The organism is Flavobacterium sp. GNP011, from assembly GCF_056428925.1.
Genome location: NZ_JBWJVJ010000030.1, coordinates 1 through 13,406 on the forward strand (window position 1 = coordinate 1; position 13,406 = coordinate 13,406).

The 13,406-nt window shown below is 32.6% G+C and carries 9 protein-coding genes and 1 pseudogene; 4 read left to right on the forward strand and 6 right to left on the reverse strand.

Annotated elements, in window-relative coordinates; translation table 11 throughout:
• Positions 1-30 precede the first annotated feature (30 nt).
• Positions 31-972 carry a LysR substrate-binding domain-containing protein gene (locus AC061E_RS16175; RefSeq protein ID WP_478287181.1) on the reverse strand — a complete coding sequence of 314 codons (942 nt, stop codon included), beginning with the start codon at positions 970-972 and terminating at the stop codon, positions 31-33.
• Between the two features lie 222 nt (positions 973-1,194).
• Between AC061E_RS16175 and AC061E_RS16180 the strand changes: the two genes are divergently transcribed.
• From AC061E_RS16180 to can, 3 genes are all read left to right on the forward strand, one after another.
• Positions 1,195-1,482 (forward strand): hypothetical protein, encoded by a 288-nt coding sequence (locus tag AC061E_RS16180; RefSeq protein WP_478287182.1) that lies wholly within the window; start codon positions 1,195-1,197, stop codon positions 1,480-1,482.
• Positions 1,483-1,556: 74 nt separating this feature from the next.
• Entirely contained in the window at positions 1,557-3,383 is a 1,827-nt protein-coding gene (locus tag AC061E_RS16185) for a SulP family inorganic anion transporter (RefSeq protein WP_478287183.1), read from the forward strand.
• 58 nt (positions 3,384-3,441) lie between these two features.
• On the forward strand, positions 3,442-4,077 hold the full coding sequence (gene can / locus AC061E_RS16190; protein ID WP_158729448.1) for a carbonate dehydratase: 636 nt from the start codon (positions 3,442-3,444) through the stop codon (positions 4,075-4,077).
• Between the two features lie 41 nt (positions 4,078-4,118).
• On the opposite strand, the gene AC061E_RS16195 is transcribed toward can, so the two are convergent.
• Positions 4,119-5,318 carry an LETM1-related biofilm-associated protein gene (locus tag AC061E_RS16195; RefSeq protein WP_478287184.1) on the reverse strand — a complete coding sequence of 400 codons (1,200 nt, stop codon included), beginning with the start codon at positions 5,316-5,318 and terminating at the stop codon, positions 4,119-4,121.
• A 336-nt stretch (positions 5,319-5,654) separates the two neighbouring features.
• Positions 5,655-6,281, reverse strand: coding sequence for a superoxide dismutase (locus tag AC061E_RS16200; RefSeq protein ID WP_478287187.1), 627 nt, complete (start codon positions 6,279-6,281; stop codon positions 5,655-5,657).
• 405 nt (positions 6,282-6,686) lie between these two features.
• Between AC061E_RS16200 and AC061E_RS16205 the strand changes: the two genes are divergently transcribed.
• Positions 6,687-7,607, forward strand: a complete 921-nt coding sequence (locus AC061E_RS16205; protein ID WP_478287185.1) for a YihY/virulence factor BrkB family protein — start codon at positions 6,687-6,689, stop codon at positions 7,605-7,607.
• Positions 7,608-7,755: 148 nt separating this feature from the next.
• Here the strand turns inward: AC061E_RS16205 and AC061E_RS16210 are convergent, their stop codons facing one another.
• From AC061E_RS16210 to AC061E_RS16220, 3 genes and pseudogenes are all read right to left on the reverse strand, one after another.
• Positions 7,756-9,561: an acyl-CoA dehydrogenase FadE gene (locus tag AC061E_RS16210; protein ID WP_478287186.1), complete on the reverse strand. Its 1,806-nt coding sequence runs from the start codon at positions 9,559-9,561 to the stop codon at positions 7,756-7,758.
• 39 nt (positions 9,562-9,600) lie between these two features.
• Positions 9,601-10,782, reverse strand: a complete 1,182-nt coding sequence (locus AC061E_RS16215) for an acetyl-CoA C-acyltransferase (RefSeq protein ID WP_158729444.1) — start codon at positions 10,780-10,782, stop codon at positions 9,601-9,603.
• A gap of 80 nt (positions 10,783-10,862) precedes the next feature.
• A pseudogene (locus tag AC061E_RS16220) lies at positions 10,863-13,252 on the reverse strand (3-hydroxyacyl-CoA dehydrogenase/enoyl-CoA hydratase family protein).
• Positions 13,253-13,406 lie beyond the last annotated feature (154 nt).

The window sequence follows — 13,406 nt, forward strand, 5'->3', positions numbered from 1 at the left end:
CATAAAAAAAATAAGGAACCTAAGTGTTCCTTATTTTTTTGACATAGAACTAATAATTTGAACGTTTTGAAATACTATTGCTCCTTTAATTACTCCTGCAATTGTTGACCTTAGGACATCTATAATTTGAATTTTCAATTCGCTTTTAGGGAAAATTAAGCTTACCTCTCTGGCAGGTTTTGGTTCCTTAAAGTGTCTAAGTTTAAGAGCATCACTTTCTTTAAGGTCTAAGGTGTGCAGGTAAGGCAATAATGTTGTTCCTAGTCCTTCATCAGCAAGTTTAATTAGGGTTTCAAAACTACCGCTTTCAATCTGGAAATGACTGGTTTCGTTTCTATCGCCACTTTTACAAAGATTCAAGATCCCATCTCTAAAACAATGACCATCTTGAAGTAATAAAATTTCGTCTAAATTTAAATCAGATACTTCAATTTCATTTTTTTGAAAATGATGATGGCTCTCTGGGATGTAAGCAACAAAGGGTTCATAGTAGAGCACTATTTCTTTAATTTTTTCTTCAAGTAAAGGCGTAGCGGCAATTCCAGCATCTAGATGGCCGTTGTTGAGTTTTGTTATAATTTCATTTGTGTTTAATTCTTCAATTATAAGTTTAACTTTAGGATATTTCTTTATAAAATTGTTCAAAAACATAGGCAAAAGCGTAGGCATAATGGTAGGAATGATTCCAAGTCTAAATTCACCACCAATAAACCCTTTTTGTTGTTCCACAATATCTTGAATACGATCAGCCTCTACAACTATATTTTTTGCTTGGTTAACAATTTTTTGTCCAATGTCTGTAAGCTGTATCGGTTTTTTTGTTCTATCAAAAATTTGAATACTCAATTCCTCTTCAATTTTTTGAATTTGCATACTCAATGTGGGTTGCGTAACAAAACATTTTTCAGCTGCAAGTGTGAAATTTTTATGTTCTGCTACTGCCAAAACATATTTTAGTTGTGTAATTGTCATGTATAGTATTTTATGATACAAAGATAAAAACAATCAATTTACTTTATGATTAATTTGTAAATATTATGCAAAACATTAATACTTGTCGGTTTTTTGTATAAAAAAATTAAATGATTACAATTTAAAATATTTATTATCTTTATCCCAAGATTGCATATAACTTAATTTATTATCTTTTTAACAATTTTGTAGTTCTATTTACTTGAATTTATTACTTTATCAATGAAAGTGTTTGCGCGTTTTTTTTTATTTTTATTTTTAGCTTTCTTAGCTGCGCCCACTATTGTAATTATTATTAAAAAGAGCTGTGACATTTCTGTATTCTTTGATTTTGCCGAAGAGGAAGAAGACTTTCAAAAGGAAATAAAGAATTTTGTTTATCAAGAATTGGTAAATATTGATCTTATTAATGTTTCTTTTGAAGAAATTGAGTTTCTTTTTTCAAATAAGATAGCTAAACATGATAATGTAATCTCTTTTATTTTTGCACCTCCTCCTAACTTAGGGTAATGTAATTTTCTAGAAAAAAATGTCTATATCTTTTTGATATGGATAATTCTTTGTATATCAATTATCATTATCTTATGAAAAACAAAAATAATCTTTTTGCTCACCTCAAGTCTGATTTTGCATCTGGATTAGTGGTTTTTTTAGTTGCGCTTCCGTTGTGTCTAGGTATTGCTTTGGCAAGTGGTGCACCCTTATTTTCAGGTATTATTTCAGGAGTTGTTGGAGGAATTGTAGTAGGCTATTTAAGTCAATCGCATTTAAGTGTTTCAGGACCTGCGGCTGGTTTAACAGCAATTGTTCTAACAGCAATTACCGATTTAGGTTCATTTAATTCTTTTCTTTTGGCAGTTTTAATCGCTGGAATTCTTCAGTTAATTCTAGGTTTTGTTAAAGCAGGAACAATTTCAAATTATTTTCCAAATAATGTTATTGAAGGAATGCTAGCAGGGATTGGAGTCATTATTATTCTAAAACAAATTCCTCACGCTTTCGGTTATGATCCAGACTTTGAAGGTGACGAATCCTTTTTTCAAGTTGATGGTCAAAATTCTTTTTCTGAAATTTTTCAAATTGTTAATCATGTTCAATTAGGTTCTATAATTATAGCTTTACTATCTTTAGGGATTTTGATTCTTTGGAATAAAGTAGCATTTTTGAACAAAATCAAATTAGTACCACCTGCTTTAATTGCTGTAATAGTGAGCATTCTATTAAATGAATTTTTTATTCAATCAGGTAGTGATTTAGCTATAGTAAAAGAGCATTTGGTGAGTTTGCCTGTTCCAACTACTTTAGAAGAATTTAAAAAAATCATTGTTACTCCAGATTTCACCTCAATTTCAAATTCAAAGGTTTGGATTGTTGCTATTACAATTACAGTGGTTGCTTCCATAGAAACGTTATTGTGTATTGAAGCGTCTGATAGAATGGATGCATTAAAAAGATTTACCAACACTAATGTTGAGTTAAAAGCACAAGGAATAGGCAATATTTTGAGTGCACTTTTAGGAGGTTTACCAATGACCTCCGTTGTCGTTAGAACTACAGCCAATAATAGTGCAGGAGCAAAATCAAAAATGTCGGCGATAATTCACGGTGTACTTTTGTTAGTAAGTGTTTTAGCAATTCCATCATTATTAAATAAAATTCCATTAGCAACATTGGCGGCAGTTTTATTATTAGTTGGTTATAAATTAGCATTTCCTAATATCAAGCATTTTTTACATTATATGCCAAAAGAAATTAATCTATTGATTACTTCGTTGGTAGGTATAAAAATTGCTTATGATGCGGTTCATAAATTTAATAATGTTGTTATTTTTTTCACGACTATTTCTCTAATTATTTTATTTTTTTGTTTTTTTAAATTCAAAAGAGATATTGATTTTAAAAAAACAATTACACGTAATCAGTATTTGTATTTTCCTTTTTTTGCAACTACAATTGCAGTTATATTCACTGATTTACTTAAAGGTGTAGCGCTTGGTATCTTTATTAGTATCATTTTTGTATTAAAAGGAAATTTAAAACGCGCTTATAACTTTCGAAAAGAGAAGTATGAATCAGGTGATGTTATTCACATTGATTTGGCTCAAGAAGTTTCGTTTTTAAATAAAGCAGCCATCAAGCAAACTTTGAATGACATTCCTGAAAAGTCAAAGGTAATTATTGATGCTAAAGACACCGTTTATATTGCTCACGATATTTTAGATCTTATTCATGAGTTCAAAACAATTAAAGCTGTTGATAAAAAAATAAAAGTAAAACTGAAAGGATTTAAAGATGCTTACGAATTAGAAAACTCGGATGATTCTAACAATCATGTCACATTTGAACATTATTATGATGCAGCTAAACGAGTTATGGTTAAGAAGCCCATTGGAGATGAAATAGATTTTTAGTTTAAAAGAATTATATAAGCTATAAGAAAAAAATTCAGAAACATTAAATTAAAATAGAATGAGTGATTTTTATAAAAAAATATTAGATAATAATAAAAAATGGGTTGAAACATCACTAGCAAGTGATCCTAATTTTTTTGCTGATTTAGCCAAAGGTCAAACACCACCATTATTATGGATTGGATGTTCAGATAGTCGTGTTCCGGCTAATGAAATTGTAGGCGCAAAGCCAGGAGAAGTTTTTGTTCATCGAAACATTGCTAATATGGTGGTGCACACAGATATGAATATGCTAAGCGTTTTAGATTATGCTGTAAATGTTCTAAAAGTAAAGCATGTAATCGTATGTGGGCATTATGGTTGTGGTGGGGTTAAGGCCGCTATGGGTAATCAATCTATTGGTATTATTGACAACTGGATTCGTCATATTAAAAATGTGTACCGCTTACATAATACTTACTTAGACAGTATTGAAGATGAAACAGAGCGTTTCAATACTTTTGTAGAGCTCAATGTAAAGGAACAGGTTTTTGATTTAGCAAAAACATCTATTGTTCAAGGAGCATGGAGAAACAATCAGGATCTTACGTTGCATGGATGGGTATACGGTTTAAATTCAGGTTTTGTAACAGATTTAAATGTAAACATAAGCTCAGAAGATGACCTTGATGAAGTCTACCAATTAAAATTTTAAATTATTTAAGGCCCAAAAAGTAAATAGCTTTTTGGGTTTTTTTATTCTTCGTCGAGGTTTTCGTTGAACGCATTGGGTAGTAGGGTAGGTATGAATTTTATCAAAATAGGCAATAATAAACTTCCCCCTGGGAGTAAAAAAATAGTCAAAGATGGTATGGTTTTACAAATTTCTAACAATTGTTTTTTGACTTTTTTCTTTTCTTTTTCATCAAGATCTCTTCGGGTTGAATGAGCAAGTAAAACCATTAACTCCTTACTTTGATAGATTTCTTTTAATAGTCGATTTTTATTTCTACTTATTAAGGTGACAACGCTTTGTGTTGTTTGATCGTAAAAATGTTTTACCGGATTTGAATAATTAAAATATGGAATGTCTTTTTTGTGTTGCTCAATAAAAACAGTTGTACTTTTTAAGCTTTGTACTATAAATGAATCATTAACGTTTAGAATAGTGCCAAGTGAGTGTAAAAAATAATTTTCTTCATTTTCAATTTCTCCATCGCTCCACAAAGCCATACAGGCTAGATCTATCAAATAATATTTTTCAAGATCATTAGTAAAATAATCCAGTTGTAGTGTATCTAAGTTTTGTGTGGTCTCTTTAGAAAACTTACTGTATCGTATTGATGCCTCAAAAAGTTTGATTAAAAGATCATCATATTGTGATTTTTTTGATTTTATTTTCAGAGCAATTGTCACCACATTTACTATGGTTTCTTCTATTTTTTTTAAATATTTATCGGGTATTTCCCCTTGAACTAAGTATTGTTGGTACGCAATTATATCTATGAATAATAAAGCATTAGTTACTAAATGCGAAAAATTTTTATTGATGATACTTTCGTTTGTTTGAACCCGATCATCAATAATTTTTTCAAGTGTAAGCGCTAGTGAATCTTTGGGTAATATTTTTTTAAATAAATTAAAACCTTCAGGATTCATTTGATGATAAAAAGCCACAGTTTCTTTTATAAAAACATCACTTTGGTTTTTTCCTTTTGTCAAGCAAAAAATATCGTAAAGAAGTGTAAGTAATGCTACTTTGGATATTTCATCTTTAAACCAGCCTTTTGTTTGAATGTGAGTAGGTGTGTTAAAACCAATGATATGTCCATAGATAAAACCGGTTGCTCTTACTTTTTCATAAAAGGCATCAGCGGTTAGGGCAACTGATTTTGTTGAAAAATCTTGCTCACTAAAAAATTTATCTATCCAACCTATTGCTGACGGGTTAATCATTGTTTTAATTTCAGAGTACAAAGCTATTCTTTTTTAGATAAGTTTTTCAAGCATTATTTTAGTTTAACAAAAGAATTACAAACGCTTTAAATTATGCAAAAAAATAACAATATAAACTTTTGGTCTTGTATCGAAATTAAAGTGTAGGGACTTTGGGATTGAAACTTGAGGTTAATATTGCTAATTTAATTATTTATTTATCAGTAATATTAATTAGTAGTTTAACCTGATGTAATATTTTAATTTTCTTGCACCTGTAGTCTATGTAGTATTCAAACTTAACCAAGTCTCAAAAAATATTTAGACTTGGTTTGTAAGAACTCATATTAAAAAATATTAAGAATTAAAAAGTTGTTCTGCTTTTTCCCAGTTAATAACATTCCAAAAAGAGTTGATGTAATCAGCTCTTCGGTTTTGATTTTTGAGATAGTAGGCATGCTCCCAAACATCCAAAGCTAAGACTGGTTTTCCTTTAAGTCCTTTTCCTTTCAAGCGCATTAATGGATTGTCCTGATTAGCGGTGGTACCAATAATGAGTTGACCATCTTTGACTACTAACCATGCCCAACCTGAACCAAAACGTTTCATGGAAGCGTCAGCAAATTGTTTTTTAAATTCATCAAATGATCCAAAGCTAGTAGTAATTGCATCGGCTAGTTTTCCTTTGGGTACACCTCCTCCAGTAGGAGAGAGTAACTCCCAAAATAAGGTATGATTGTAATGGCCTCCAGCATTATTTCTTATTGAATCTGGAAATTGTGACATTTTTTCAAATATTGTTTCGAGCGAGCCAGAGGATTCAACAAGTTTTTTATCTAAAGTTCCTATCGCTTTATTCAAGTTGGTAACGTATGCTTGATGGTGTTTTCCATAATGAATTTCCATAGTTACTTTATCAATATGAGGCTCGAGTGCATCAGTAGGATAAGGTAATTTTGGTAACACAAATGTACCATCTTCTATAGTACTGTTAACTATTTCGCTACCAGTTTCTTCGGGTAGGAGCTGAGTAGTATTTGCAAAAGCCTCCTGTAATAAAGTACTTCCTATCAAGGTGCCTGTTGAAAGTATTGCTGTTTGCTTTAAAAAACTTCTTCTGCTAGTATTATTTTCCATTTGTTTATGTTTTGATGTGCTGTAACTTTTGATTTATAAAGTTATATAAATACAATTCAAATGGGGTTAAGAAAGACTTAAATTTTAGAATGTTTTATTTTTATTGGTTGTTTATGAATCTTTTGAATTAAATTATATAAAATTCATTTCAATTTGGTACGCTACTTCTTTGTAATTTTGGTATTCATAATCGAGTTGATACCTAAGACAAATTAGGGTTCTTTTAACTACTATATAGTAATCTTATTTCAAATGAATAAAAGAAAGTTGGCTAAGGATGGTTGGAGCCTTTTAAAACATACCTATCAAGAGTTTGAAAATGATAACGCTATTAAATTGAGTGCCTCATTGTCGTATTTTACTATTTTTTCGTTACCTCCATTATTAATAATTATACTATCTATTTTTAGTTTTTTCTTTGGAAAAGAGGCTGTTACTGGGCGGTTTTTTGGTCAAATAAACGGTATGGTAGGCAATCAAGCTGCTTTGCAAATTCAAGAAACTATAAAAAACATTGAATTGTCAGATAGCAATACTTTTGCTGCAATTTTTGGTGGAATCATGCTTCTTATTGGAGCGTCTGGAGTTTTTGCCGAAATTCAAAGTTCTATTAATTTTATTTGGGGTTTAAGGGCAAAACCCAATAAAGGGATTATGAAGTTTATCAAAAATAGATTAATGTCTTTTTCTATGATTGTTTCTGTTGGTTTTTTATTAATGGTAAGTTTAATGTTAAATACAGTTATGGATATTATCAATTCACGACTTATAATCTATTTTCCAGATATTACGGTGTATATTTTTTATGTACTCAATATAATATTGCTTTTTATTACAACAACTGTTTTGTTTTCGGTAATTTTTAAAACATTACCTGATGGAGAAATTGTCTGGAAAGATGCCTTAATTGGGTCTAGTTTTACATCTTTCTTTTTTATGATAGGGAAATTTGCAATTGGTTTTTATTTGGGTAGTTCAACAGTTGCTACAGTATATGGAGCTGCTGGGTCTATTGTAATTATCTTAGTATGGGTGTATTATTCGGCAATCATATTGTATTTTGGTGCCGAGTTTACTAAAGTATACGCTAATGCTCATGGCAATAAAATTGTCCCAAATGACTATGCAGTAGCTATTAAAGTAGAGGTACTAGAGGTTAAAGAAGTGAAATAATTTTTTTGAAATATTTATGAGAGCTTACTATATTTTAATATCATTTTTAGGAAGTTGAACACTGTTTAAAAAATAGTTTACATAAAAAAACCGCCTTGTTTTTTTCAGGTACAAGGCGGTTAAAAAAAAAACTAAAAACTAACTTTTATTAGAAACAATATTCATTTTCTGCTACTAGTTTAGCAGTAATCATTTCTCTCAATGCCACTACATTTGGCATGTTTATGTATTTTGTAAAACGACGTAATCCCATTAACATCATGCGTTGTTCATCACCTTCAGCAAAAGAAATAATGCTTTCTTTTCCTTTTTGGTTTACAATATCAACTGCTTTGTACAAGTAAAGTTTTGCCATTGCAATTTGTTCTTGAACTTTATCTTCTCCTTCTTTTTTAGCTAATTTCTCAGTTCTCAAGATGGTACTTTCTGCCATGTAAACCTCAATTAGCATATCCGAAGCAGCCATTAATAATTGTTGGTGTGCATCTAAGTCAGCTCCAAATTTTTGAACAGCACTACCAGCAACCATCAAGAAAGATTTCTTCAAGTTTTTGATGATTTCTTTTTCCTCTGCAAATAATTCTGAGTAGTCTGGTGTATCAAATGAAGGTATTCCCATTAATTCTTCAGATACTTTCATGGCAGGTCCTAATAAATCAACATGGCCTTTCATTGCTTTTTTAATTAACATTCCTACTGAAAGCATTCTGTTGATCTCATTAGTACCTTCGTAAATACGAGCTATTCTTGCATCTCTCCAAGCACTTTCCATCGGAGTGTCTTCAGAGAATCCCATACCTCCAAAAATTTGAATTCCTTCATCAGAACAGTTTTGTACATCTTCTGATACTGCAACTTTCAAAATAGAACATTCTATAGCATATTCTTCAACACCTTTTAATTCAGCATCTTGATGAGATGTCCCTTCTGCTTCACGAGCGATAATTCTGTCTTCAATATCTTTTGCTGCACGGTAAGAAGCACTTTCTCCTGCGTAACATGAAGTTGCCATCTCAGCTAATTTAGAACGAATTGCACCAAATTGAGAAATAGCTGTATTAAATTGGATTCTTTCATTAGCATATTTTACAGATCCTGTGATTACTCTACGTTGTGCATCAAGACAAGCAGCTGCTAATTTAATTCTTCCTACGTTAAGTGCGTTCATCGCTATTTTAAAACCATTACCTCTTTCAGATAACATGTTTTCAACAGGAACTTTAGTTTCGTTAAAGAAAACTTGACGAGTAGATGAAGCACGAATTCCTAGTTTATGCTCTTCTTCACCCATTGAAATTCCGTTGTTATCCGTATTTTCAACTATGAAACCTGTAATGTTTTTATCATCACCAATTCTAGCAAAAACAATAAACAAGCTACAGAAACCTGCATTTGAAATCCACATTTTTTGACCAGTGATAGAATAGTGCGTGCCATCTTCAGATAAAACTGCTTTTGTTTTTCCTGAATTTGCATCAGATCCAGCTCCTGGTTCCGTTAGGCAATAAGCACCAAACCACTCTCCTGAAGCAAGTTTAGGTACGTATTTTAATTTTTGCTCCTCAGATCCATATAATGTGATTGGCATAGTACCAATACCTGTATGAGCTCCAAAAGCAGTTGAGAACGATCCAGTTGCTCCAGAAATGTAATCGCACACTAACATAGTTGATACAAACCCCATTCCTAATCCACCGTAAGCTTCAGGAACTGCAACTCCTAAAAGTCCTAGTTCACCTGCTTTTCTCATGGATTCTTCTGTGTAAGCGTAATCCTTTTTTTCAAAACGATCTTTGTGAGCCCACAATTCTTTGTCTACAAACTCTTTTACAGAGTCACGCATCATTAATTGCTCTTCTGTAAAATCTTCAGGTGTGAAAATATCTTCACATTTTGTTTCTTTAACTAAAAACTGACCTCCACGGGTTACGTTTTTTTCAATTGTATCTGCCATTTTTTTATTTTTTAATATGTTTTTATTTTAAATCTAAGCTTACAAAAGTTCGTAAATACCTGCAGAACCTTGACCAGTCCCTACACACATGCTTACAATTCCGTACTTGCTTCCTCTACGTTTCATTTCATCAAACAGTTGTACTGATAATTTTGCTCCAGTACATCCTAGTGGATGACCTAATGCAATGGCACCTCCATTTACATTAATGATTTCTGGATTTAAGTCTAATTCACGGGTTACAGCTAATGCTTGAGAAGCAAAAGCTTCGTTTAACTCTATTAAATCAATGTCATTAATTGTTAGACCTGCTTGTTTTAATACCTTTGGGATTGCTTTTACAGGTCCTATTCCCATGATTCTTGGTTCAACTCCTGCCGAAGCGAAATTTACCAAACGAGCAATAGGCTCTAAGTTGTACTCTTTTACCATTTCTTCGCTCATGATCAAAACAAAAGCGGCACCATCACTCATTTGTGATGAGTTACCTGCAGTTACACTTCCATTTGCTTCAAAAACAGGACGTAATCCAGCCAAAGCTTCTTTTGACGTACCAGCTCTTGGACCTTCGTCTTTATTTACAACGTATGATTTCGTTTCTTTTTTTCCGTTTTCATTAAGGAACGTTTGTTCTACTGTAATAGGAACAATTTGCTTGTCAAATTTACCATCAGCTTGTGCTTGCAAAGCTTTCATGTGTGAGTGATATGCAAATTCATCTTGATCCTCACGAGATACTTTAAATTGTTGTGCTACCGCCTCAGCAGTAAGTCCCATTCCCCAGTAGTAATCCTCGTTTCCAGCTTTTGCAACAGCATAATCCGGAGTTGGTTTGTAACCTCCCATTGGGATAAAACTCATGCTTTCAGCTCCACCTGCAATGATACAATGTGCCATTCCTGATTGAATTTTAGCCGTAGCCATACCAATAGTTTCCAAACCAGAAGCACAATATCTATTAACAGTTACACCAGGAACATCTTCTACTTTTAAACCCATTAAAGAAATAAGTCTCGCAACGTTTAGTCCTTGTTCTGCCTCTGGCATTGCATTTCCGACCATTACGTCATCAATGCGTGTTTTATCAAAACTTGGCAACTCATTCATCATAAATTCGATGGTTTCTGCTGCTAATTCATCAGGACGTTTAAATCTGAACACTCCTTTTGGGGCTTTCCCCACGGCTGTTCTGTATGCTTTTACTATATAGGCTGTTTTCATAACTAGTATTTTGAATTTTGACTCGTAAATTTTAAACGATTGTAAGTTTTAATTTATAAGTCCTAATTTATTGTTTAAAATTAATTTCTCAACGGTTTCCCTTTGGTCAACATAAATTGGATTCTCTCTAATGTTTTTCTCTCTGTACATAATGACAAGAAAGCTTCTCTTTCGATATCTAATAAATATTGTTCGCTTACTAGTGTTGGCTCAGATAAATCACCACCTGCCATTACGTAAGCTAGTTTATTAGCTATTTTTTTATCATGTTCAGAGATGTATTTCCAGCTTCCATTTGATCTGTACCTACTAAGAACATCCCAAGAGCTTGTTTTCCTAGTACTTTTACATCCGTTCTACGTATCGGTTGTGTGTAACCAGCTTCGGCCATCAAGAGTGCATGTTTTTTTGCTTCTGCAATCTGTCTGTCTTTATTGATTACAATGATATCTTTACCGTGCTGTAATAATCCAGTGTCAAATGCCTCGTATCCTGATGTAGATACTTTTGCCATTGCTATAGTCAAGAAATATTCTTGCAATACATTTAACTCTACATCATTTTTATGGAATAAATCAGAGGCACGCATAGCCAATTCTTTAGATCCACCACCGCCAGGAATAACCCCAACACCAAATTCAACTAATCCCATATAGGTTTCTGCCGCAGCTACAACTTTGTCAGCATGCAAACTCATTTCGCAACCACCGCCAAAAGTCATTCCGTGTGGTGCTACTACAACTGGAATTCCAGAGTAACGTACGCGCATCATCGTGTCTTGGAACATTTTGATAGCCATATTCAACTCATCATACTCTTGCTCCACAGCCATCATGAAAATCATTCCAATATTGGCACCCACAGAGAAGTTTGCTGCTTGATTACCAATAACCAACCCTTGATATTCTTTCTCAGATAAATCAATTGCTTTATTGATAGCTTGTAAAACATCACCACCAATAGTATTCATTTTAGATTGGAATTCTAAATTCAAAATTCCGTCTCCTAAATCTTGGATGATTGCACCACTATTACTCCATACTTTTTTGCTTTCGCGAATGTTATTTAGGATAATAAAGGCGTCTTGACCCGGAACTTTTGTTTGCGCTTTAGTTGGAATATTGTAGAAAAACGTTGCACCTTCTTTTACTGAATAAAAACTAGTGTTTCCAGAAGCTAACATATCATTTACCCATGCAGCAGGAGCTAAACCTTCTGCCTTCATGATTTCAATTCCTTTTTCAACACCTATAGCATCCCAAATTTCAAATGGTCCATTTTCCCATCCAAAACCGGCTTTCATAGCATCGTCTATCTTGTAAAATTCATCTGCAATTTCAGGAACTCTGTTTGACACATAAGCAAATAATCCAGCAAAACTTTTTCTGTAAAATTCACCAGCTTTATCTTTTCCTTTTACAAGTACTTTAAAACGGTTGATTGGTTTATCAATAGTTTTGGTAAGTTCAAGTGTTGCAAAAGATGCTTTTTTAGCAGATCTGTATTCTAGCGTATCTAGATCTAGGGTTAAGATGTCTTTACCTTCTTTTTTATAAAATCCTTGTCCTGTTTTGCTACCCAACCATTTGTTTTCCATCATGGTGTTTACAAATTCAGGAAGTTTAAACAAGTCGTGTTGTTCATCATTTGGACAGTTTTCATAAATACCATTGGCAACATGAACCAATGTATCTAAACCTACAACATCAACAGTTCTGAAAGTAGCTGATTTTGGACGACCAATAACAGGTCCTGTTAATTTATCAACTTCTTCAATAGTAAGTCCCATTTCTTTTACCAAGTGAAACAAACTTTGAATTCCGTAAATTCCAATACGGTTTCCAATAAATGCTGGAGTATCTTTGGCCAAAACCGAAGTTTTTCCTAAAAACTTCTCTCCATAAACGGTAAGAAAATCTAAAACCTCTGTGCTTGTTTGTGGCCCAGGAATGATTTCAAATAATTTCAAGTAACGCGCTGGGTTAAAAAAGTGTGTTCCACAAAAATGTTTTTGAAAATCTTCACTTCTACCTTCACTCATAAAGTGAATAGGAATACCAGAAGTGTTAGAAGTAACCAATGTGCCAGGTTTTCTAAATTTCTCAATTTGTTCAAAAACTAATTTTTTAATATCAAGTCTTTCTACAACAACCTCAATAATCCAATCTACACCAGCAATTTTTGCCATGTCATCTGTTGTATTACCAGTTGAGATGCGGTTTGCAAATTTTTGACTGTAAATAGGAGATGGCTTTGATTTTAAAGCTGTAGCTAAACTATCATTTACCAATCGATTTCTAACAATTTTACTCTCTAGTGTGAGTCCTTTTTTTGCTTCGGCATCCGTCAATTCTCTTGGGATAATGTCCAAAAGCAATACTTCTACTCCAATGTTAGCAAAATGACAAGCAATTCCAGAACCCATAATTCCGGATCCTATTACTGCAACTTTTTTGATGGTGCGTTTCATACTTCGTTTATATTTATTTTTTTTTAATTTGTATTGATTTATCTATCTAGTGATACATTTGACTCTAATTCAACTGTTTCCTCAGTGTTTACTTTTTCGACAAGCACATCAAGTGAGTTGTTGTTGTTGTTGTTGTTGTTGTTGTTGTTGTTGT